19 protein-coding genes are annotated in these 24,670 nt (G+C 30.4%); 3 read left to right on the top strand and 16 right to left on the bottom strand.

The genetic code is table 11. The features are described from left to right. Positions 1–52: 52 nt before the first annotated feature. The 11 genes from Q0762_RS09360 to Q0762_RS09310 form a co-directional block, all read right to left on the bottom strand. Positions 53–754, bottom strand: a complete 702-nt coding sequence (locus Q0762_RS09360; protein WP_298766299.1) for a DM13 domain-containing protein — start codon at positions 752–754, stop codon at positions 53–55. Positions 755–760: 6 nt separating this feature from the next. Beyond that, complete coding sequence (locus tag Q0762_RS09355; RefSeq protein ID WP_298766423.1) at positions 761–1,387, bottom strand: TIGR04282 family arsenosugar biosynthesis glycosyltransferase; 627 nt, start codon at positions 1,385–1,387, stop codon at positions 761–763. A 27-nt stretch (positions 1,388–1,414) separates the two neighbouring features. Then, positions 1,415–1,906: a rhodanese-like domain-containing protein gene (locus Q0762_RS09350; RefSeq protein WP_298766297.1), complete on the bottom strand. Its 492-nt coding sequence runs from the start codon at positions 1,904–1,906 to the stop codon at positions 1,415–1,417. A gap of 21 nt (positions 1,907–1,927) precedes the next feature. Beyond that, entirely contained in the window at positions 1,928–2,755 is an 828-nt protein-coding gene (locus Q0762_RS09345; RefSeq protein ID WP_298766295.1) for a metallophosphoesterase family protein, read from the bottom strand. Continuing rightward, positions 2,740–4,122 (bottom strand): sodium:solute symporter, encoded by a 1,383-nt coding sequence (locus Q0762_RS09340; RefSeq protein ID WP_298766293.1) that lies wholly within the window; start codon positions 4,120–4,122, stop codon positions 2,740–2,742. The genes Q0762_RS09345 and Q0762_RS09340 overlap by 16 nt, the downstream gene beginning before the upstream one ends. Positions 4,123–4,481: 359 nt before the next feature. Beyond that, a complete protein-coding gene (locus Q0762_RS09335; RefSeq protein WP_298766291.1) occupies positions 4,482–5,921 on the bottom strand; it encodes a SusD/RagB family nutrient-binding outer membrane lipoprotein in 1,440 nt (479 codons plus the stop codon). 93 nt (positions 5,922–6,014) lie between these two features. Then, positions 6,015–9,209, bottom strand: a complete 3,195-nt coding sequence (locus Q0762_RS09330) for a SusC/RagA family TonB-linked outer membrane protein (protein WP_298766289.1) — start codon at positions 9,207–9,209, stop codon at positions 6,015–6,017. A gap of 103 nt (positions 9,210–9,312) precedes the next feature. Then, positions 9,313–9,990, bottom strand: a complete 678-nt coding sequence (locus Q0762_RS09325; protein ID WP_298766287.1) for a DUF2064 domain-containing protein — start codon at positions 9,988–9,990, stop codon at positions 9,313–9,315. Between the two features lie 101 nt (positions 9,991–10,091). Continuing rightward, a complete protein-coding gene (gene arsS / locus Q0762_RS09320) occupies positions 10,092–11,147 on the bottom strand; it encodes an arsenosugar biosynthesis radical SAM (seleno)protein ArsS (RefSeq protein WP_298766285.1) in 1,056 nt (351 codons plus the stop codon). A 232-nt stretch (positions 11,148–11,379) separates the two neighbouring features. Next, entirely contained in the window at positions 11,380–11,715 is a 336-nt protein-coding gene (locus tag Q0762_RS09315; RefSeq protein ID WP_298766283.1) for an arsenosugar biosynthesis-associated peroxidase-like protein, read from the bottom strand. A gap of 37 nt (positions 11,716–11,752) precedes the next feature. Continuing rightward, positions 11,753–12,463, bottom strand: coding sequence for a DUF547 domain-containing protein (locus Q0762_RS09310; RefSeq protein ID WP_298766281.1), 711 nt, complete (start codon positions 12,461–12,463; stop codon positions 11,753–11,755). A 270-nt stretch (positions 12,464–12,733) separates the two neighbouring features. On the opposite strand from Q0762_RS09310, the gene fabD reads away from it, so the two are divergent. Together fabD and Q0762_RS09300 are read left to right on the top strand one after the other, a co-directional pair. Next, complete coding sequence (fabD, locus tag Q0762_RS09305; protein WP_298766280.1) at positions 12,734–13,618, top strand: ACP S-malonyltransferase; 885 nt, start codon at positions 12,734–12,736, stop codon at positions 13,616–13,618. A gap of 259 nt (positions 13,619–13,877) precedes the next feature. Next, positions 13,878–17,357, top strand: coding sequence for a leucine-rich repeat domain-containing protein (locus Q0762_RS09300; protein WP_298766278.1), 3,480 nt, complete (start codon positions 13,878–13,880; stop codon positions 17,355–17,357). Positions 17,358–17,572: 215 nt separating this feature from the next. Here Q0762_RS09300 and Q0762_RS09295 read toward each other — a convergent pair whose 3' ends face one another. The 3 genes from Q0762_RS09295 to Q0762_RS09285 form a co-directional block, all read right to left on the bottom strand. Next, entirely contained in the window at positions 17,573–20,407 is a 2,835-nt protein-coding gene (locus tag Q0762_RS09295; protein WP_298766274.1) for a pitrilysin family protein, read from the bottom strand. Between the two features lie 127 nt (positions 20,408–20,534). After that, entirely contained in the window at positions 20,535–21,542 is a 1,008-nt protein-coding gene (gene galE, locus Q0762_RS09290) for a UDP-glucose 4-epimerase GalE (RefSeq protein ID WP_298766253.1), read from the bottom strand. 1 nt (position 21,543) lies between these two features. After that, positions 21,544–22,707: a DegT/DnrJ/EryC1/StrS aminotransferase family protein gene (locus tag Q0762_RS09285; protein ID WP_298766251.1), complete on the bottom strand. Its 1,164-nt coding sequence runs from the start codon at positions 22,705–22,707 to the stop codon at positions 21,544–21,546. A gap of 185 nt (positions 22,708–22,892) precedes the next feature. Between Q0762_RS09285 and Q0762_RS09280 the strand changes: the two genes are divergently transcribed. Then, positions 22,893–23,315 carry a penicillin acylase family protein gene (locus Q0762_RS09280; protein ID WP_298766249.1) on the top strand — a complete coding sequence of 141 codons (423 nt, stop codon included), beginning with the start codon at positions 22,893–22,895 and terminating at the stop codon, positions 23,313–23,315. Positions 23,316–23,325: 10 nt separating this feature from the next. Here Q0762_RS09280 and Q0762_RS09275 read toward each other — a convergent pair whose 3' ends face one another. Together Q0762_RS09275 and yihA are read right to left on the bottom strand one after the other, a co-directional pair. Then, positions 23,326–24,012 carry an RluA family pseudouridine synthase gene (locus tag Q0762_RS09275; protein ID WP_298766247.1) on the bottom strand — a complete coding sequence of 229 codons (687 nt, stop codon included), beginning with the start codon at positions 24,010–24,012 and terminating at the stop codon, positions 23,326–23,328. Positions 24,013–24,056: 44 nt separating this feature from the next. Further along, the gene (gene yihA / locus Q0762_RS09270) at positions 24,057–24,668 is read right to left on the bottom strand and encodes a ribosome biogenesis GTP-binding protein YihA/YsxC (RefSeq protein WP_298766246.1); all 612 of its coding nucleotides are present in this window, start codon (positions 24,666–24,668) and stop codon (positions 24,057–24,059) included. Between the last annotated feature and the right edge of the window lie 2 nt (positions 24,669–24,670).

The raw sequence follows: 24,670 nt of genomic DNA, 5'->3' as shown, positions 1-24,670 counted from the left end.
ACTAAATTTTATACATTCATCTTTATTTTAGTGAAAACAAGTAGAAATCAATTTATTGTACAACTAGTTTTTGAGTTTTTGATTTTCCTTCCGCAGAAATATTAAGCAAATAAACACCGCTTTCTAAATTTGAAATGTCTACAGAATTTGCGCTTATATTTTTTTGCTGTAATACTTGTTTTCCTAAAACATTAAAAATACGAATTTCTGCAGAAATATTATCAATATTTAAAATTTGTATTTGGTTTTTTGCTGGGTTTGGATATATCGCAACTTTATCAACTGAAAAAGAATTTACATCTAAAACCGTGCAATTGCTAGTTGTAAATGGGCTGTATTTTCCAAAATCCCAAAACTGATTAAATTGTAGACAGAAAAAGAAAACAGTGTCGTATTTTGTAATGTCAATGTTATCTGGAACATTTGCAGTGTAGCTTAATGGTCCTGAAAAACCTACCAAACCAAAAGAAATATTTTCTACACTTCTTGGGTTTAAGTTTTTTAATTGAGCAACAGATCTTCCTTCAGATTTTATTAAATACAATCTTACATCTGGTCCAAAAGCAGTTTGGTAATTGCTAGCAAAATCTATAGTTATTGTTTTATTTGTGTTTAAAGTTACAGAGATGTCACCAGAAACATTGTAAGATGCTATAGAAGTGTTGTTCCCAAAATTACCTGCATTTTCTGTGCATTGGGCAGTTATAAAAGTACTTAGAAATACTAAGAATAAAGAGAGTAATGTTGTTTTCATGATTAATTATTTAGAGTTTATAAATGTTTGCATAATTTCTGGGATTTGTATAATATCCTCATATACATCTATGTCGTTTTTTATTTCTAATAATTTCACTTTTTTATCAATTAAATCATTTAAAGTGTCTTTTCTAACAGTTTCTGTGCCCCAATCTTTGTTTTTAAAAACGTTTTCTTGTAAGGTATTCATCCCTAAAAGATAATAACCACCATCTTCTGCAGGTCCAATAACTACATCATTTGTATCTAATTCTTCAAAAGCTTTTTCTATGTTTTTTGATGATAAATCGTATAAATCACTTCCAATAATCATTACTTTTTGGTAACCAGCATCAAAACCGTTTTTAAAAGCATTTTTCATTCTAATTCCTAAATCTTCTCCAATTTGTTGATGTTTTTGAAATATGCTTGCATCCCAAATATCATGCTCTCTAATTTTAACAGAATAGTAAACCGCTTTATCAGCAATTTTTACTTCCGAAGAAATAGTTTTGGTTCTTTCTAATAAAAATTTATAGATTTCTAAAGCGGTATAATCTCCAACCGTTTTCGCCAAACGTGTTTTTGCTTTTCCTAATTCTGGATTTCTAGTAAATATTAATAGTAAATTTTTAGATTTTTTTTTTGGAATCAAAATAATGGTTTGTTTTTATAAGAACTAATATACTTTTTTACCTTTATCAAGATATTTACCCCATTTTTTATCAAAAGCATGTACTTTTTCTGTGGTATTTCCTAAAGTATCTACAACTTTAAAGTTATTGTTTTTCCATTTAAAAATACCACCATATAAATTATAAACATTTGTATAACCTGCCTCAATTAATTTATGCGCCACAGTTTCTGATCTTACGCCTAAAGAACAATAGACCACAATTTTTGCATTTTTATCTTTTGGTAATTTCGCAACAGTTTCTTTAAGTTTAAACTTATTATAGCCTACATAAATTGCATCTTTTAAATGGCTTACTTCGTACTCTTTTGGTTCTCTTGCATCTAGTAAAATAGCTTCTGTTTTTGGCAATGCTAAAGTTTGTACAGAAATGTAAGGCACATTCCTAGTGTTCCATGTATTTAATAACTTGTCTAATTTTTTTTGAGCGCTAACTGTTGAAGTTATAAGTAAAAAAAGGATAAATATTTTTTTCATTTTTTTGTTTTTTATTGAGTATTATAATTGAATTCCAAACCCTTGTAAACCAGATTCTATAGCTGGTAAAATTTCTGTATTGTCCCAAATACCAGTTACAATGGTTCTAGAATATTCTTTTGGCAACAAACCATTTTGCATTAATTTGCTGGTTAATTTGTAGTTGTAAGTTAAGGTTTTATGTGTAAAATTAAAAACATCTTTTTCATCATCTAAAATTACATACCAAACATCAGGGTTTCCATCATTTGCTGGCATGCCAATAACACCAGGATTTAACCAAATTTTATTTTCATGCAGATTATTAAAAGGCAACCCACAATGGCCAGCTACAATTACATCGCTTTTTGTAGCGCTAAAATTTGGTTTTTTAATGTGCCAATCTGTAGATTTAAAAATAAATTCTGAAACATTAAAATAAGAACCGTGAACTACACTTACATTTTTATTTGCGTAAGTAAAGTTGATGTAATTGGGTAATGTTTTTAAAAAATCTAAAGAGTTTTCAGATAATTTACTTTGAGCGTAAGGATACCATTGTTGCGAAAAATCATCACACCTAGAACCTTCTCTAAAATCGCAACCACAATCTGCTGCATTTGCTCTTAATTGAATTTCTACATTACCAACAATACTTTTGGCACCCCAAAGTTTAAAAAGCTGCACTGTTTCTTCTGGTTGAGCACAATAGCCTACAATATCGCCAGTGCAAATGCAATTTTCTGGAGTAATTTGTTCTTTTTCTGCAATTTGTTTTAAAGCTTCTAAAGCTTGTAAATTGCTGTAAACTCCACCAAAAAGTAACATTTTACCAGATATTTTACTCAAATTTTCTATTTTTTGATCCATTTAGGTATAAAATATAAAATGATACAACTTAAAATTCCCCAGATATTTACCCAAAGTAAACTGGCATATTTTCCGTCTGTAAAAATAAATTGCTTTGGGAAACAATCTAATATTAAGAATAGTCCAAAGACCAAGCCGCAAATTACACTAAGATAAAAACTAATTTTTGGCACTTTACTATTCCAAAATATAAAAATAGGTGTTAAACCAATAACCATAGTACCAGAAATAGTAGTTGCAGCTAAAATTTCTGCATTTAAAAAAACGGGAATTGTACCTAAAACAGCAACAGTTATCATGGTTAACCTTCCAAAGGAAACTGTTTTTTTAATATTTAAATCTACAGCAATTAATTTAGAAAAGGACGAAAATGTGGAATCTAAAGTAGAAGCAGCAGAGGTAATCATAATAAAATTAATTACTAATAAAACAACCACACCAAAGGCTTTACCAACTTCTACAGCAGCTTGTCCTTGCATACCTTTGGTTTGTGCGTAAACTCCTATTAAACTAAATAATACGATACAAATTGCGCCTAAAATACTTGCCCACAAAAAACTTTTACGAGTTATTTTTGGTGAGGAAATAAAACCTCTGTCTGTTAAAACAGGATCGTGAAAAGGGTAGCTAAACGATTGCAGTAAAGCTGCAAAAAACAGATTTAAACCCAGTTCAAAACTCCAAGTACCAGAAGTAATTATTTCTGTTGATGAAAAATCTTCTGTTGTAAAAATGGTTCCTAAAATAATGATTAATAAAACAGAGAATAAAACCATCTGAATTACATCTGTAAATATAGAACTGCTTAAACCACCTTTAACGGCATAAGAAAGCGTTAATAAAGTAAAAATTATAATTGCCCAATAATAATTAGTGCTTCCCATTTCGCCAAAATAACTGCCAATAACCATGGTATTGCTCCACACTTCATTAAAAAGTCTAAAAGCAATTAAAATTGAAAAAACAGCCATTGCCTTTTTACCAAACTTTGCAATTAAAAATTGATGGATACTTTTATAGTTCCCTTTGGTTCTTAATTGATAAATGATAATGCCTGCCACTGCAAAAGATAAATAATAACCAGCATAGGCAACGCCACCAACCACACCAAAAGCTAACCCAAGATTTGCTGCGTTTGTAATGCTTTTTGCAAAAATCCAGGAAATAATTAAACTACCAGTTAATACCAAAGTATTTGGTGCTTTTTTTTGGTTTACAGCCTTAAAAAACTGATCTGTTGTTTTTGCTAATGGAGATAAAAAGAATAAGATTAAACTAGAAGTTATGATTAATAACCACTGCCAAGTTTCAACATCAAAATTCCATCCTAAACTTCCTAACAGCAAGTAGTTTTCACTCAATTTCATAAAAAAGGATGTTACCATTTTTTTATTTAATAATTATTTTTATCAAAGATTCCACCACATTTCCCTTTCCTTTGGAAAAAATCCCATCCCAACCTTCCCAAAGGGAAGGAGGTTTTACTCAATTGAATAAGAAAGGATGTTCCCATTATCATATTTTTTTAACAATTATTTTCCTTAAAGATTCCACCACAGTTCCCTTTCCTTGGGAAAAAATCCCATCCCAACCTTCCCAAAGGGAAGGAGCTTTTACTCAATTGAATAAGAAAGGATGTTCTCATTATCATATTTTTTTAACAATTATTTTCCTTAAAGATTTTACCACAGTTTCTTTTCCTTTGGAAAGAGTTAGGGATGGGATTCTACTCATTCCACCAAACCTTCACATCCAAACTATTTCCGTTTGTAGCACTTTCTGCAACTTTATAGTTTTCTTGATTTAAAGTTGCTGCTTCTGCAGGATAAGGCATTCTTACAGGAATTAAACCATTATTTAAACTTGCTGAAATATTTTTAAGTTCAGGAAAACCAGTTCTTCTAAATTCTACCCAACCTTCGTAACTATTTATAATAGAAGCAATCCATTTTTGAGTAATTATTTGCTCTAAAGGGGTTTTGCCTATTGCATTAAAATTGGCCTTTCCTAATAAATAACCTGCGGGTAAAGTTGTGTTCCAATACGCGAAAGCTTGGGTTACACCTAAGTTGTATAAAGTTTCACCATTACCTGTAATAAACCCTTTTTCTGCGGCTTCTGCTAACAAAAAACTAGTTTCCCAGGCAGTCATAAAATTAGCATCTAAGCTAGAAGTATCTTCTCTAAAAGCTGTTCCTGCTAAAGAGAAATCTGCTAAAGCAACAGTTGTAGAAGACGCATCAATACCATTTAATAAACCATTAAATTCTCTAGAATTTGCGTTTGCAAAAGGTCTAAAAAAGGTAGAAATTCTAGTGTCATTTAAATCAATTAAAATTTCTTCCATTGTTTCAGATAGTACAAAATTGTTGAAATCTCCAATTCTTAATTGCGCTAATCTAAAGCTGTTGGGTTCAGAATTTGTAAAATCAAAAACTGCATTTTCATTATTTGTGGTGATGTAATTTCCTTCATCAAAAATAGTTTGCAATTGGGCAGCAACATCAACTTTACCAGAAATTCTAATTAAATATTTAATTTTTAAAGAATTTGCAAACTGCACCCAATTATTTAAATTACCATTATATAAAATGTCTCCTTCTAAAGGAATAGAACCTGTATAAGCATTAATTGCAGCAATTCCTTTATCTAAATTATCTAAAATTCCGTTTTCATTTTGATAAATGTCTTCTTGTAAATTGTATTTTGGAGTAACTGTACCTTCTACACCATTAAATGCTTCAAAATAAGGAACATCTCCAAATAAATCTGTTAAACCAGCAGCCATAAAAGCTTTTAAAATTAAAGCTGGTCCTTCATATACTGCAAAAGCAGGTGTTTGTTGAGATTGTTTTAAAATAATTTCGTTATCACGTAAATTGGTATAAAAAATTGGCCAAGGATTTCCACCCAATTGTGGACTTTTTAAATCGTGTCTGTCAAATAAATTAAAATCTAAGGCCGTTCTATGTTGTGCTAGTAAATCTCCAGCTACAAAACCTTCGTAACTCATTTGTTCTCCAAAATCGTAAATAACCTGTCTTAATAACAAACTTGGTTGTACTGCAACCGGTGCATTAGGATTGGTGTTTATTTCTTCAAAATCTTTGGTGCAACTTGCCAATGTAATTGCAAAAATTGCGATTGTATATATAATTTTTTTCATTTGTTGTGTTTTCTTTCATTCTAATCGATGTTTAAAAATCTCAAGGAACTATTTCATGAGATTTCTCTACAAGGTTTAAATGATAAATTTATTTTAAAAATCAAATCCTACTTTAAAACCGATACTTCTAGTGGTTGCATAACTCATATCTTCTACACCACTTACAAAGCCATTACCTTGTACAGCTAATTGTTCTGGATCAAAATGTGGATTTTCTGTGATTACAAATAAATTGTTTCCAATAAAAGAAAAATTCATTGTAGAAGCATCTTTTAAACCTAAGAAACCTTCGTTTAAATTTAAAGTATAACCAATAGAAAACTGGCGCAGTTTTAAAAATGAAGCATCATATACGTTGTTTTCTTCGTGATTTCTATCATAAAACTGTCTGTAAAAACTTTCTGCAGAAACTGCAACTGTGTTGGGTTGCCCTGTATTTACATTTACACCTTCTGCAACAATACCAGCTTCTGGTCTAAAAGCAGTTTCTGCTAATTGACCACCAACATTACCTAACGCTCTTGTTCTAGAAACAATTTCACCTCCTTGTCTCCAATCAAATAAAAAGCTTGCATTCCAATCTTTATATCTAAAAGTATTGTTCCAACCTAATGTAAAATCTGGGTTGTAATTTCCAATTTTAATCAAATCGTTATTGGCAATATACCTCCCATTATCATCTAAAAGAAACTGACCTTCGTCGTTTTTAGAATATCCTGTTCCGTACAAATCTCCAATTTCTCCGCCTTCTTCTACTTGAAACCAAACAGTTTGGTTGGCACTGTCGTAAATTCTACTATAAGCCAAGGTTAAACGACCTTCTTCTTGTGGTAAATCTTTAATTACAGATTTGTACGTTGCAAAATTGAAAGTTGTGTTCCAACTAAAGTTTTTATTTCTAATTGGTGTTGCTCCTAAAATAATTTCTACACCCGTTGTATTTACTTTACCACCATTAATAACTTGCTGATTAAAACCAGAAGAAATAGGAATTGGTAAAGAAATAATTTGATCTTTTGTGGTGTTATTATAATACGTAAAATCTACATTTAAACGATCTTTAAAGAAACGTAAATCTGCACCAAACTCATAAGAAGTTGTAATTTCTGGTCTTAAGTTTGCATTTGGTATAAAATCTTGATTGCTAAAAGTGGGTTGCCCATTAAATGGTGTTTGAGATACAAAAGCACCAGAAGTTTGAAAAGCATTGGTATCATTACCAACCTGTGCAACACTTGCTCTTAATTTGGCAAACGATATATTTTCTGGTAATTCTGTAAAGTTAGATAGTACAAAACTAGAAGAAATAGAAGGATAGAAAAATGAAGTTCCGTCTACAGAAAATGGTGTTGCTAAAGCACTAGACCAGTCATTTCTACCAGTAATATCTACAAATAAATAATCTTTGTAACCAAATTTTGCAATTCCGTATAACGAATTAATTCTCTTTTTAGATTCAAATTGAAAAACTTCTAAAGGAGAAGCTGCATTGTTTAAACTAAAAATACCAGGCTGTGCTAAATTAGTAGTTTGGGTTTGTTTTGTAGACGCAGTTTGGTCTAATCTGTTTCCTCCAAAAGAGGCATTAAAAGAAAAATCTCCAAAATTATCTTTATAATTTACTAAGAAATCTGTGTTAATTTCTCTGTAAAAAACATCGTGTTCTGCATAAGCACCATTTTTAAAACGATTGCTACTAAAGTTACGTTTAAATTCTCTAATTTCAGAAGAATAATCCATACCAGAACGTAAAGAAAAGCTTAGTTTATCTGTAAATTTATGGTTTACTGCAATGTTTCCAAAAACACGATCTCTGTTAAAAGAATTGGTGTTTTCTTGTAAAATAAAAAACGGATTATCGAAAAAAGTGTAATTAAAAGAATACTGTTGCACACCTTCTAAACCAGGTTGCCAATAATCTCTTAAATTATCTATGTTTAGAGATCTTGGTCCCCAGGCAACTAAAGAGTAATTTACATTTTCGCTACCATAACCACTAGACGGTCTATTATCACTACTAGAATTTACATAATTTACAGAACTTGTAATTCTTGTTTTTTCTGTTGGATTAAAATTTAGCTTTAATGCCGCTGTTTTTCTATCTAAATTTACTCCAGGAATTATAGATTCACTATCTAAATCTGTAAGCGATAATCTGTAAGAACCGCGATCAAAACTATCATTAATAGAAATGTTATTTATGGTTGTAACGCCTGTTTGATAAAAATCTTTTAAATTGTCTGGGTTAGATTGAAATAAAGTAGGTGTAATTGCATTGCCAGAATACAAAGAAGTATCTCCACCTCTTACCACTGTGCCGTCTGCCAAAGTTACAGGAGAATCAAATTGAGGTATAAAATTACCAGCATCTAAACGTGGTCCCCAGGAATAAGTAATATTATCGCTAATTCCGCCGCCTAAACCATCAACATATTCAAAAACACCACCTTGTCCTTGTCCATATTCATTTTGAAAATCTGGCAAACGAAAAGCACTATCAAAAGTTACGGAAGAATTGATGCTAATTCCCAATCCTTTTTTCTTGCTACCATCTTTGGTTTTAATTACAATTACTCCGTTAGAAGCTCTTGTTCCATATAAAGCAGCAGCACTTGGCCCTTTTAAAACAGTAACAGATGCAATATCATCTGCATTTACTTCCATGGCGCCATTACCAAAATCTACTTCTTGAAAACCAGCTGCAGCTTCATTAGTAAAATTAAAAACAGAATTGTTGTTTATTGGTGTGCCGTCTACCACAAAAAGCGGATTGTTGTTAGAAAAAGAAGCTTCACCACGAATGGTAATTTTAGAAGAAGATCCTACACCTGTAGCTCCTTGAGAAACAGTAACACCCGCTAATTTTCCTGCTAAATTGTCTAAAAAATTAACCGTTTTTACTTCTGTAACATCTTTTGCTTTAATTTCTTGTACTACATAACCTAGCTCTTTTGTTTTTCTATTTAAACCTAGTGCAGTTACTACAACTTCTTCTAAGTTGGTTTCTAATTCTTCTAGTTTTATATTGATTATTGTTTGATTGCCAATTTTAACGCGCTGTGTTTTATATCCTAAATAAGAGAATGTTAAAAATTGGTTTTTATTTGAGATTTCTAATGCATAACTTCCGTTTATATCTGAAGTTGTTCCGTTTGTTGTTGAAGATGAAATTGCTACTGCAGGAATACCATTACCTGTAATTTTATCGGTAATTGTACCTGTAATTTTAATTTGTGAAAAACTGAAGCTTGTTGCCAACAGTATAACCCACATAAAAATATGTTTCATTAATTATGATTTTTTGTAAATAAATTGATGCCTTTAAGCGAATGGTTGCGAAAAAGCAATAAATGATCATTTCTTTAAAAAAAAGAAGTGTTTTTTGAAATAATTACGCAAAAATTAAAGGAGAACCTTTATTAAAATATAAGGAAGTAAATGTATTGTTAAAGCTGTTTTTTTGATAAACATTGGTTTTTTTATCAATAAAAAATAGTGCTTTTAAAAGTTTTAAAATTGATGCAGAAAGCGTTTTAAAACTATATATAATTTTTTTGATATCTTCTTCTGAATCTAAATCATTTAAAATTTCCAAAAATTTAATTTTTAAATTTTTGGAAGAAGATATTTTAGCGATGCAGCTATTTAAAAAACGAGTTTGCCAAGGTAAATTTAAGAATGTTTTTTTATTAAAAGATTCTTTTTGAATTCCCATTAAATAAAAACCACCGTCTTTAGAAGGTCCTAAGACCAATTGGTTTTTTTCTAATTGCTGTAAGGTGTTTATTAAATGATGTGTTTTTAAATGTGGCGTATCATTACCAATAGCAATAATATTAGAAAAACCCTTGGTAAAAAGGGTTTCAATTGCATTAGAAAAACGTTCGGCAAAAGTACCGCCAACTTGGTTTTTTTCTGTAAATAAAAAATAAGGAAGTCCAGATTTTTTTGCCGTTTTTAAAGTATGCGCATTCAATTTAGAGAAAACCTCTTTTGATAAAAAAGATTTTTTCTCCGCTTCTTTTTCAGCAGAATTTGCAAATATTAATATGGCAGTATTGTTTCTCATTTTATTTAGCAAGGTGTTTAAACTCCTTGCTAGGTATTCAATTTTTATTTTCAAACGAGCTCAATTTCTCCTTTAGGGAAAAGTTTAAAGAACAATGAGGTTTATGCAACTACGCCTTGGCAACTGCTTCCTGCGCCAGCAGTACAACCAAAACAATGTTGGTTTATAATAATGTTTCTATCTTGTAGCAAATCTTCATTATAATCTGAAACGTGTTTTACTTTGCTTGCCACTTTTAAATTTAGCATTTGATTAAAATCACAATCATACAACCAACCATCCCAACTTATAGAAATAGTGTTGGTACACATTACGTTTTCTACAGCTGCAGGGTTGTAAGCATCTAATAAAGAATGCATATAATCTTCGTAATTTTCTGAGGCGATTAAATAATCTAAAAAACGGCTAATAGGTAAATTTGTAATGGCAAATAGGCTATGAAAATCGATATCAAAATCTGCTTTTAGTGCTTTCTTAAAATCTGCTTCTAAAGCCATTTGATCTCCAGGCAAAAATGCACCAGAAGGGTTGTAAACCAAATCTAATTTTAAATCAGAATTTGGCATTCCATAACCAACAGCGTTTAATTCTTGTAAGGCTTTAATCGATTTATCAAAAACACCATCTCCTCTTTGTTTGTCAGTTTTTCCGCGCGTCCAATGTGGCATAGAAGAAACTACGTGCACATTGTGTTTTTTAAAAAATTCTGGTAAATCGTAGTATTTTTTATTGGCTCTAATAATTGTTAAATTAGAGCGTACTATAAAATCTTTAATTCCTGCTTTTGATGCTTCTTCTACAAACCATCTAAAGTTAGGGTTCATTTCTGGAGCTCCACCAGTTAAATCTAAAGTATGTGCTTCTGTTTTTTTGATGACATCTAAACACTGTTGCATGGTTTCTACAGTCATAATTTCTTTTCTGTCTGGACCAGCATCTACATGGCAATGTTCGCAAACTTGGTTACACATGTAGCCTAAATTAATCTGTAGAATTTCTAATTTTTTAGGACGAAGAGGAAAATGCCCTGATTCTTTTATTTTAGCTGCAAATGTTGGTAATTCTCCGTTTGCGAAAATTCCATTAGAAAGAATTTCCATTTGACGAGATGTGTTTGCAATATCGTTATTTCTTGCTTTTAATGATTTTGTAGCCATCAATTTGAATTTATGCTATTTAAGAAAAAAATAAATTTGGTTTTTTTAACGATTTCTTTTTAATAATAAACTGACTTTAAAAATTTAATTTAGAAATTTCTGTTTTAAAGAAATAAACAAACTCTTAAATTTTATAAAGAAAGCAATTTTTAGATTTTAATTTAGAGATCCCGCTAAAAAGCGGGATAAACGATTCACGCATTTTTTGCTTTTGCAAAAAATGGTTCTCTGCTTACATTTCTAATTTATTCACCTTATTCATCATTTGAACACCATGTACTAAAGTGGCACCGCTTTTTATTGCTGCTCCTACATGAATGGCTTCCATCATTTCTGGTTTTGTAATTCCTCGTTGCAAACCATCTTTGGTATATGCATCTATGCAATAAGGGCATTGCTCTGTATGTGCAACAGCCAATGCAATTAAAGATTTTTCTCTTGCAGTTAAAGCACCTTCTTCAAAAACTTTACCATAATAGTCAAAGAACTTGTTTCCAAGTTCTTCGCTCCATTCTGTTATTTTTCCGAATTTTCTTAAATCGGATGCATCGTAATATGGCTTTGACATTTGTATTTTATTTAATTAATAAAACGAAATTACTAAATTATTTACCGTTTAAAGTCCAATCGTACTTTAAATAACTAGTTCTTGCTTTTTTACTAATTTCTACATCTGCATATTTGTTTAAGTAGTCTATTAAAGAACCTTTTTTGGTAAAATCACCCTTATACCAGTCAAAAATTGATGAAAGTTGTAATTTTTTGTTTGATAATTTATTTCTAGTAGTATCATTAACAAATTCTTTCATTAATTTTTCTAGAGATGCATCTACATTTTTTTCAGTAAATGCCATATTGCCTAATTTAGGACAAGAGCCAGAGGCACAATTTACACCCACATGTATTCTTGCATCAAATAAAGTTTTACGCAAAATATCATGTTCTATATTGTTTAAAGTATAGGTTTTACCACCAACTTTTGCAAACGGAATATTCCATGCGTCTTTTCCCTTTTTCTTTACATTCATTATGCTTTTTAAAGGATAGTTACTTAAAATTGTTTTTATGGTGTAGGCGTTATACGCATTCATCCAAAAGGCTTTCTTTTTGTTTTCTGACCAAGATTTTGCAGGCGAAGTTTTTTCAAGATACGCAATGTAGGTATCCAGCTTTGATTCGTCAGCCTTAAAAGATTTGTAATCCACAATTCCGTCTGAAGTTACATGTTTTTGTAAAAGACCGTTAAAAATTTCTGTTTGGGCGTTAATTTGTGCTATTGTAAAAATGGTTAATAGTGATAAAAGTATTTTTTTCATGATATATGTATTGTTTCTATATGTATAGACGAATTATTTTTGAATTCTTTACAAGTTTAAAAAGATTTTTTAAATGTAAGAATGTTTTCTTTATTATATCAGAAATTTAGCAAAAAAGATTAACTATAATTAAGTCTTTATGTAGCTAACTTAAATATTAAATAATGTGATTTTTTCTATTTTTATTTAAAACGAAGAATAAAATTAGGAAATAGCATCTAATAAAAATGACTATTTTTGCGCCAACAAACAACAATTAAAATTTATAAAATGAAAGCATATATTTTTCCTGGGCAAGGAGCGCAATTCTCTGGAATGGGATTAGATTTATACGAAAGATCTGCTTTGGCTAAAGAATATTTTGAGAGAGCAAATGAAATTTTAGGTTTTTCTATAACAGATATTATGTTCAAAGGAACGGCAGAACAGTTAAAAGAAACCAAAGTTACACAACCTGCTATTTTTTTACATTCTGTAATATTAGCTAAGGTTTTAGGTGATTCTTTTCAGCCAGAAATGGTTGCTGGCCATTCTTTAGGAGAATTGTCTGCATTGGTTGCAAACGGAGTTTTATCTTTTGAAGATGGGTTAACTTTAGTTTCTAAACGTGCTTTGGCTATGCAAAAAGCTTGTGAAATGCAAAAATCTACAATGGCAGCTGTTTTAGGCTTAGAAGATGCAGTTGTAGAAGAAACTTGTGCAGCAATTGATGGAGTAGTAGTGGCTGCAAATTACAATTGTCCTGGGCAATTGGTAATTTCTGGAGAAATTGAAGCGGTAGAAAAAGCCTGTGAAATTTTAACAGAAAAAGGAGCAAGAAGAGCTTTATTGTTGCCTGTTGGGGGCGCATTTCATTCACCTTTAATGGAACCTGCAAGAGAAGAATTGGCTGCAGCAATTAAAGCAACTACTTTTAGTGAGCCAACTTGTGCTGTATATCAAAATGTGGTGGCAAAAGCGGTTAGAAATCCTGCAGAAATTAAAGAAAATTTAATTGCACAATTAACTGCGCCAGTAAAATGGACACAATGTGTACAAGCAATGATTGCCGATGGTGGAACTGAGTTTATAGAAGTTGGTCCTGGTAAAGTGTTACAAGGTTTAATGCGAAAAATAGATAGAAGTGTTGCTGCAAGTGGCGCTTCTTTTGAATAAATAATACTTTAATTATTTTATTAAAACCCAAGCAATTTGCTTGGGTTTTTTGTTTTGAGTGATTATACTTTAAAAATAAGGGTGTTTTTCCTTGATGTTATCATAGTATTTAAGGTCAACTTTGCGACACAGGTTTACTTGCAAAATATATTTTAGTTTGTAATCTAAATTGGTATAATTTATAGAATAAACACTATTGTTTATTTAAGGAGAATTACAAATACAATAGAAACTTTAGATATTTGATAAAACAAAAATTATGAAAACAAAATTACTTTTACTAGGACTTTTATTTGCTTTACAATCTTTGTACTCTAGTACTATAGATGATTTTACTACAACAGCCATACCAGATGCTAATTTTGAGCAAGCATTATTAGATCTAGGGATAGATTCTGATGGTGTTGTTAACGGGCAAGTTTTAACATCAGATATAAATACTATAACTAGTTTAGATTTAACTGACCCTTTAAATAATACTAATTTACCTAATGTAATTGCTAGAATTTCTGATCTTACTGGAATAGAAGATTTTTTAGCATTGGAAACTTTATCAATTGATGATAATTTAGTTTCTTCAATAGATTTAAGTTTTAATACTTCTTTACACACTCTTACGTGTGTAAATAATGCACTTACTGCTTTAGATGTTAGTGCCAATTTACTTTTAAAAACTATAATTTTAGATAATAATCAAGTTTCAGTCTTAAATGTAAACGGCAATACGCTTTTAGAAAATCTGTCTTTTACTTTAAATAATGTGAGCATTTTAAATGTAAATAATAACACTGCTTTAAAATATTTAGCATTTGGGAGAAACCAAATAAATACTATAGATGTTAGTTTAAACCCTAATTTAGAAACTCTTTTTTGTGATAATAATGGAATAACCTCTATAGATGTATCGTCTAACACAAAATTAAGTAGTTTAGGTATTCAGAATAATCAAATTTCTGCATTAGACGTTTCTGCAAATACTTTGTTAGTTCAGTTGTTTTGTAGTTTTAATCAATTAACAAGTTTAAATATTGCTAATGGTAACAATAATAGTTTGGCTATTTTTAATTCTACAGGTAACGCTACTTTAAATTGTATTAAAGCAGATGCAACAACACCTATTAATGGTTTAACAGGTTGGTCTAAAGATATGCAACACATTTTCTCATCTAGTTGTGCGCAAACCTATGTACCAGATGATAACTTAGAAACCTACTTGGAAACGCATGATGCAAATGGAAATCCCGTTGCTATTGGAGACCCTACAAGTATGGGGAATGGAAGGCCTTTAGATGATTATGTTTTTACCAATAGAATTAATACAGTAAGAAAACTAGAAGTGCTAAGTTTGTCTATCGTTTTAATGACTGGAATACAAGATTTTGCAGCATTAGAGCATTTAAATTGTTTTGATAATAATATTGGAACCTTAGATTTAAGTTCTAATACCAATTTAAATTACGTAAAGTGTGATAGCAACCAAATTACAAGTTTAGATGTTACAAACAGTCCTAATTTAAACTTTTTAGCTTGTAACGTAAATCAGTTACCATCTTTAAATGTAACACAAAACCCTAACTTAACAATTTTAGATTGTGATACAAATCAAATAACTAATTTAGATGTTACTAATAATCCTGTATTGCATACATTAGATGCACAGGGAAATTTGCTTACTAGTTTAAATACAAGTCAAAACCCTTTACTTTTTACATTAGTTTGTAGTAGTAACCAAATACCAACTATAGACGTTACAAGCAATACAAAGTTAAATGCCTTAAATTGTAGCGATAATTTATTAACGAGTTTAAATCTTAATTTAAACTTAGATTTACAAATATTAGGCCTTTCTAAAAATAGTATCTCTACATTAGATTTAACCAATAATTTAAAATTAGAAATTTTAGCAATGGCAGAAAATCTGTTTTCGCAAATAGATATACAACTTAATTCTCAAATTTATAATTTTACAGCTAATAACAACCCTAATTTAAGCAGTTTAAATATAGCAAATGGTAACAACGCCAGTTTTACATTTCTTCAAATTGTAAACAACCCATTATTAACTTGTATAACTGCAGATGCTGCAACTCCAGCAACTGGTTTAACAGGTTGGAATAAAGATTATCAACATACTTTTAGTGTTGCTTGTGCTTCACAGCAATTAACTTATGTTCCAGATGATAATTTTGAACAATATTTAATTGGTAGAGGTTATGATTCAGGACCTTTAGATGACCATGTGCCAACTGCTAATATTAATACGCTTACTTCTTTAGTTATGAATTATAGATCTATTTCTGATCTAACAGGTATTGAGGATTTTAAAGACCTAAAAATATTAAAATTAGAGGGTAATTTATTAGCAGATCCAGATTTATCAAAAAATTTAATGTTAGAAGAATTAATCTTGAATTCTAACCCATTAACAAATTTAGATATAACAAAAAATATTCATTTAAAAGTTTTACAAACTTTCGATTGTTCGCTAGGTACAATAGATGTTTCTAGAAATATTGATTTAGAAGTTTTATGGTTAAGAAAAAGCAATATTACTGCTATTAGTATTGATACAAATATAAATCTTAAAGATTTAGATATTGCTAGAAATCCAATACAAAATATAAATCTTATCAATAATATTAACCTTAACTCTCTTTCTTGTTCAGGTACCAATATTTCTAACATCGATGTAAGTTTTATGCCGCTTTTAACTTTGATAGATGCTAATGGAATGCCAAATTTAAAAAGTTTAAATGTGAGAAATGGAAATAATACTTCTTTTATTGTAGGAGGGTTTTCAGCAAAAAACAACCCTTTGCTAATGTGTATCCAAGTAGATGATGTTAGTTTTTCGGACACAAATTGGTCATCCAATAAAGATGCTCAGGCATCCTTCAACACAGACTGCTCAACAGTTTGGTCTGTGATGACTTCTTCTGCAACAACAACAGCATTATTAGCAGTTACAGGTTTAGACGCAAATAATGATGGTACAATTACACAAGCAGAAGCAGCAGCATTTACAGGTACATTAGATTTAAGTGGTACAGGTATTAAAGATGTAGAAGGTTTAGCTGCTTTTACAGGAATTACCACCTTAGACGTTTCAGGAAACGGAATTACAGATTTAAGTCCGTTAACCGGTTCAAGTTTTACTACCATTGCTAAAACTACAGGCAAAACTAAAATTGTTCAAAAAACAACAACAATGGCATTACAAACCTTAATTGCAAGTAATAATAATTTTGATGTTTTAGATGTAAGTAGTTTGTCTAATTTAACAACTGTAGATGTTAGCAACAACCAAGCATTAATAACTTTAAACATGCAAAATGGTAATAATACAAGTATTACTTCTTTTAACTCCATAAATACACCAAACTTAACCTGTATTTTTGTTGATGATGTAAATGCAAGCTACTTATCTACGTGGGTAAAAGACACAAAAAGTGAATTTGTTGCAAATGAGCTAGATTGTAGAGCTCGAGTTTTAAATGTAGAGAATTTAGACGTTTCTAAAAACGTGTTTACATTTCCAAACCCTATTCAAAGTAAATTAAACATACACTTAAACAATAGTTTTAGCTTAAAGAAAGTAGAGATTTATGCAATTACTGGTAAAAAAGTGCGCGTTTCAGTAGAAAATATAATAGATTTTTCCAATCTATCTAAAGGAATTTACTTAATAAAGATTTTTACAAACAAAGGCGTTGCCTTTAAAAAAATACTTAAAAAGTAAATATTTGAATTATATGCATGGAAAACCCCAATTTTAAAATATTAAATTGGGGTTTTTATTTTTATAATTCTTTTAAAAGGAAGTTTGATTTACAACCATGTGATCAGTAATTAAGAAATTTATTTTAAAGCAAAATTGTAGATTTACTATAAGTTATGTGTTTGAAATTTTATAGTTTTTTAACCAACAACCAACAACCAACAACCAACAACCAATTAATTCTTAATTTTCTCACTAGTTTTATTTAGTAAAATAGGTTCTCCATAACCCAATTCTTTCATTCTTGCCAACTGTGTTTCTGCATCACCCACAACTAACCAAATCATTTTACTAGGATTTACGTATTTGTTTGCAAGTTCTTTAATTTTAGCTGTAGTCATATTTTGAACTACTTTCTCTCTATTAGATACATAATTTGCGTCCATTCCATAATTACTAATATTAGATAACATTCTTAGTTTTGCACCTGCAGTTTCAAAAGCTCTAGCATTACTTTTTATTAAAAAACTTTTGGTGGTTTCTAAATCTTTATTAGAAAAAGTATTTGGATAATCTTCTAGTATTTTTTTAACAGCTTGGGCAGATTCTAAAGTAACATTAGAACGTACACCACTAGAAACTGTAAATGCACCTTTGGCTTTTGTTCCAGAAAAATTAGAACGAATTCCATACGTATATCCTTTTCCTTCTCGTAATTCTTGTGTTAAACGAGATGCAAAGCCACCACCACCTAAAATATAATTCATAACAGAAGCTGGGTAAAAATCTTTATCGGTTGCAGCTAAAGCTGGCGCACCAAATTGTAAAACGGATTGTTTTGCGTTTGGAATATCGTAAAAATAAACTACAGGTTTTGTTGGTGTATCAGGTGTTTTATATTCAGGAATTGTGATTTCTTTAGCTAACCAATTATCATTTAAATTATCTAAAGAAGCTATTATATTTTCTTCAGAAATAGAACCAACCACCAATAATTTTGCAACACTTGGAGAAATATAATTATCGTAAAAGTTTTTTACATCTTTAATCGTTATCGATTCAACAGACGCAATAGTACCTAAAGTGTTTTTTGATCTTATATTTTCTTTTCCATAAATTAACTCGTTATAAGTGTTTCTAGCCACAGCATTTGGGTTTGCTTCCTGTTGTCTTAGATTAGCAATGGTTGCTTTTTTTAGTAAGTTAAACTCGTTTTCATCAAACCTTGGTTTTAGTAGCATTTCTTCTGTTAAAGCAAGAGTTTTTGCATAGTTTTTGGCTAAAGTTGTACCGCTAATTGTAATGCTTTCTTTATCAGAATATACAAAAATTGACGCTCCTAATTCTTGTATAGATTCTTCTAATTCTTTTACTGTTTTGTTTTTTGTTCCTTTGTTTAATAATTCTGCAGTTAGGTTGGCAACACCTAATTTGTCCATGCTTTCTAACAATTGGCCACCATCAATAGTTAAAATAAAACGGACTAAAGGAACTTCATTATTTTCTATACCATAAATTTTTAAGCCATTTTTTAGTGTGCTTTCATAAACTTTTGGAACAACTAAAGAAGGCGTTTCGCCATAAGGTGGCTCTTTACTTCTGTCAAAAGATGATGGTGTTTTGGTGTAGCTAGCTGCAATTTTAGGATCAAAACTTTCTTCTGCACCAACAACAATTTTTTCTTCAACAACATTTGCTAAAGCAGAGCCATTAAGTGCAAGTTCTTTCGAGTTTTTTGGTACAAAGCTCGTAGCAATATAGTTTTGGTTTTTAATGTATTTATGATAAACACGCATTACATCTTCTTTTGTAACACTTAAAGTGTTTTTTATATCTTCTGTAACAAAACCAGGATTACCTGTGTAAGTATTGTAAGATGCTAAATTTGTTCCTTTGCCCAAAACGCTAGATAAACTTCTGTAGAAATCTGTTTCTTGGCCGGCTTTAATACGGTTTAAATCTTTTTCTGAAATTCCCTCTGCTTCAAATTTTGCAAAAGCTTTTTCTACTCCTGCTAAAACTTCGTCTAATTTTTTATTATTAAAAGCTCTTATAGATAATTGAATTTCTCCTGCCAATTCAGAATTTCGGCTAAACATTCCTGTAAAAGAAGTTAGTTTTAAATTGTCTATTAAAACCTGATTCATAGGTGCCGATTTACCATCTGTTAAATATTCACTTAAAACGTCTAATGCATAAGCATCTTTGTGATAACTTTCTACAGTAGGCCAAACCATAGTAAGTTGTGGCACTCTTGCAAAATTATCTTCGTAGTATAGTTTTTTGGTTTCTTTTACAAAACCGGGTCTTTTTTCTAAAGGAGCTATTTCTTCCCCTTTAAGGATTTCATCAAAATATTTATGCACCCATTTTGTGGCTTGTTCAATATCTAAATCTCCAGATAAAACTAAAGTGACGTTATTAGGTACATACCATTTGTTAAAAAAATCTTTAACATCTTGTAATGTTGCATTTTGTAAATCTTCTAAAGAACCAATTACTTGCCAATTATAAGGATGGTCTTTTGGGTACAAATTTTTACCAATTACATATTGATTATGGCCATAAGGTCTGTTGTCTACACCTTGTCTTTTTTCGTTTTTAACTACTTGTTTTTCTTTTGCTAAAACAGGTGCTGTAACTGTGTTTATAAACCAACCTAATTTATCGGCTTCTGCCCAAATCATTTTTTCTAAAGCGTCTTTTGGTACGGTTTGTAAATAGTTGGTTCTGTCTCTAGAAGTAGAGCCATTTGCGCCAGAACCTCCAATTCTTGCACTCATTTTGTCTAAACCGCCTTTTCCTAAATTTTCAGATTCTAAAAAAAGTAAGTGTTCAAATAAATGTGCAAAACCTGTTCTACCTTCAATTTCTCTAGCAGAGCCAACATGTACCATTAATTCTACAGCAACAACTGGGTCTGATTTGTCTACATGAAAAATAACATCTAAACCATTTTCTAGTTCTATTTTTTTATAATTGATGCTAAGTTCTGGTGTTTTTTCTTCGGATGTGTTTTTGCAAGCAAGCAAAAAAGTAATGGCAAAAAAAGCAATGCATATTTTTTTCATCTATAGTTGATTTTGTTTCGGCTAAAATTACTAAAATACTTAGAGGAAAAAATATAGATTCTGTTAAATCTAAACAAAAAAAATCTCAAAAATTATAATTTTTGAGATTTTATAAGAAGTGGTTAATTTATTGTTTTTGTTGCCATTTCCAAGCAGACGCTAAAGCTTCTTCAAGCTTTTTTTCTGTTTTCCAATTTAATTCTCTATTTGCAATAGCGGTATCTGCGTAAGCAGCTGTAATATCTCCTTCTCGTCTGCCAACAATTTTATAATTTAATTTTTTTTGAGTAGCTTTTTCAAAAGCTTTAATAACTTCTAAAACAGAGCTTCCTACACCTGTGCCCACATTAAAAAACTCAAAATTTTCTTTATTTCTTTTTTCTAGTAAACGTTTTAACGCAGCAATATGTGCTTTTGCTAAATCTACAACATGTATATAATCTCTAATTGCAGTTCCGTCTTTAGTATCATAATCATCACCAAAAACAGATAATTGATCTCTTAAACCAGCCGCAGTTTGTGTAACAAACGGAATTAAATTTTGAGGAACGCCCAAAGGTAATTCGCCAATTTTAATAGATTCATGTGCACCAATAGGATTAAAATAGCGTAATGCAATACTATTTAAGTTGTGCGCGTTGCAGGCGTCTTGTATAATTTCTTCGCCAATTTGTTTTGTATTTCCATAAACAGATGCTGCTTTTTTAACAGGTGCGTTTTCTGTTACAGGCAATTCATCTGCCTGCCCATAAACCGTGCAAGAAGAAGAAAAAATAAAGTTATCTAATTTTCTATCTCGCATTTCTTGCAACAAATAAACTAGTGTTCCTAAATTGTTTTCATAATAGTCTAGTGGTTTGTGCATGCTTTCACCTACCGCTTTAAAAGCTGCAAAATGTATAATGCCGTCTATTGTATTCGTTTCAAAAAAAGATTGAACATCAGTTTTTACGCGTAAATCGATATTGTAAAAATCAGGTTTTTTTCCTGTAATTTCAGTAATGCTATCTAAAACATTTAATGTAGTGTTAGATAAATTGTCTATAATTACAACTTCAAAACCTTCGTTTTGTAATTCTACTACCGTGTGCGATCCAATAAAACCTAAACCACCAGTTACTAAAATACGTTTCATACTAATTTATAAAATTGTTTATTGTTTTGGTGATAAACTGCAATTGTTCATTATCTAATTCTGTATGCATAGGTAAAGAAATTACATTTTTTATCAATGCATTGGTAACAGGAAAGTCACTTTCTAAATACCTACTGTCTTTATATGCTTTTTGTGCATGTAACGCAACTGGGTAGTAAATTGCATTTGGTATGCCTAAATCTAATAAATGCTTGTGTAATTCATCTCTTTTGCCATTTGTAATTTGTAATGTGTATTGATGAAAAACATGGCAATCACAAACTTCGCAAATCTCACCACAGTTTTTAGTTGCATTAGATTTTGCAGTTGGTGTTATAATATTAGGATTATTTTTAAAAGCAGCATTGTAAAAACGAGCTGCATTTCTACGAGAATTGCAATAGCTATCTAAATTAGGTAATTTGGCTTTTAATACACCTGCTTGTAAAGCATCTAACCTAGAGTTTACACCAACAACATCATGGTAATATCTGGTGTACATTCCGTGATTTACAATGCCACGAATGGTGTGTGCTAAATCGTCATCATTAGTAAAAATTGCGCCACCATCGCCATAACAACCTAAGTTTTTAGAAGGGAAAAAAGATGTAGTTCCTACATTTCCTATAGTTCCTGCTTTCTTTTTTGTGCCATCTTTAAATGTGTAATTTGCGCCAATGGCTTGTGCATTGTCTTCAATTACAAAAAGATTGTATTCTTTGGCAATTTCCATAACAGCATCCATGTTAGCTACTTGTCCAAATAAATGAACAGGTACAATTGCTTTGGTTTTGGGTGTAATTGCTTTTTTTAATGCTTCAATATTTATATTAAAAGTGTCTTTTTCAACATCTACTAAAACAGGAGTTAATTTTAAAAGCGCAATAACTTCTACAGTTGCAGCAAATGTAAAATCTGCAGTAATTACTTCATCTCCTTGTTCTAGACCTAAACCCATCATTGCAATTTGCAAAGCATCTGTACCATTTGCACAAGGAATTACGTGTTTTACATTTAGATATTTTTCTAAATCTGACTGAAATTCGTGAACTAAAGGGCCATTGATATATGCAGATGTGTTTAAAACCTGTTGAATAGAATCGTTAACAGTATCTTTAATTTTTGCATATTGACCTTGTAGGTCTACCATCTGAATTTTTTTCATGAAGCTGTATTTTTTAAACATTTCAAAAATACAATATAATTCCTTTATCTTTGAGATTATCAAACACATTTACATGAAAATTCTTAAAAAAAATAGCGCTTTATTTATGTATAGTAACTGTTTTAATTGCTGCTTTTATTTGGTGTTATGTAAAGTTGTCGCCAGAATATAGTGGTGTATTTGAATTGGAAAATATATATGAACAGGTAACGGTTAAATTTGATGAAATTGGTATGCCTCATATTACCGATCAAAACCAAAAAGATGCTTATACAGCTGTTGAAGCAGGCGGTCTTTTAAGAACGTTTTTTAGTGTTGGCCCTTTTGAAACTATTGGTGGAAATGAAGTAATTAACAACCAAATATTTGATTTAGAAAGCACTGGCATATGCAAAGTAAAAGCAGGCCCTTCTACAAAAAGAGTTGTAGATTTTGCTGATGTAGAAAATAGTTTGTCTATTTTACCAACAGGACAATCTGGTAATGTTTTTAGTAAATCTTACAAAGATCAAACAAAAAAGTATCTAGATGGTAAGTTTGTACAAATGCATTTAAATTTAGAAGGTGTTAAAAATGACAATCAAGAACTAATTTTAAAACCAAAATAATAACAAAAATTTAGTGGCAAGCATCCCAAATTGGGTCTTTTGGTGTTGGTGCAATTATGTTAATTTCTGCTTTAGAAACAGGGTGCATAAATTGTATTTTTCTAGCATGTAAACTTATGCTTCCATCTTTATTACTTCTTTTAGCGCCATACTTTAAATCGCCTTTAATTACACAACCAATATTTGCCAATTGCGTTCTTATTTGGTGATGTCTGCCCGTTTCTAAGTTAATTTCTAATAAGGTATAATTGTCTAGTTTTTTTGCTACTTTATAGTGTAGTATTGCTTTTTTACTACTTTCAATTTCTTTTTTGTATACAAAAGATTTATTTTTTTTAGTATCTTTTTTTAAGAAATTAGTAAGTGTATCTGTTGCTTTTAAAGGTTTGTTTTGCACCAAAGCCCAATACGTTTTAGCAATTGTTTTATCGCGTAGCATTTTGTTTAAGCGTTCTAAAGCTTTAGAGGTTCTTGCAAAAATTACAATTCCAGACGTAGGTCTGTCTAACCTGTGCACTGTGCCAATAAAAACATTACCAGGTTTGTTGTATTTTTCTTTTACATATTCTTTAACAACATCACTTAATGGCTTGTCTCCAGTTTTGTCTCCTTGCACAAGATCACCCGCTTTTTTGTTAACCACTATAATATGGTTGTCTTCAAATAAAACCGATAAATTGTTTTTAGTAGATTGCATTGTAATGCTATAAAATAAAGATTTAGTACTTTTAAATAAGTAGTTTATTTAAAAACTTTTGCTACATCTTCATTTATTTGATCAATAAATGATAAAAATTCTTTTCTACCTAAACCTGTAGAAGAAGAGGTTAAAAAAGTTTCTGGTAAAGATTCCCAATGTTGTAATAATTTCTTTTTGTAAGAAGTAATCTGCTTATTTAATTTAGAGCTTCCTAATTTATCTGCTTTTGTAAAAACAATGCAAAACGGAATTTGGTTTTCGCCTAAAAACTGCATAAAATCTAAGTCTATTTTTTGAGGATCGTGTCTAGAGTCTATCAAAACAAAAGTACAAACCAGTTGTTCTCTTTCTTTAAAATAGTTTTCTATAAAGTACTGAAAAATTACACGTTTCTTTTTAGAAACTTGGGCATAACCATAACCTGGTAAATCTACTAAAAACCATTCTTCGTTAATTTTAAAGTGATTTATTAGTTGTGTTTTTCCTGGTTTACCAGAAATTTTAGCCAAGTCTTTGCGCTCCATTAACATGTTTATTAATGAAGATTTACCAACATTAGATCTACCAATAAAGGCATATTCTGGCAATCTATCTTTTGGTGCTTTCATAACATTGCTGTTACTCATCACAAATTCAGCAGACTTTATTTTCATTT

It is taken from the genome of uncultured Polaribacter sp. (genome assembly GCF_947495205.1).
In the GTDB taxonomy this organism is placed as follows: Bacteria; Bacteroidota; Bacteroidia; order Flavobacteriales; family Flavobacteriaceae; genus Polaribacter.
Note: the sequence above shows the minus strand (reverse complement) of the source record. Positions and strands in the feature narration are given on the sequence as shown.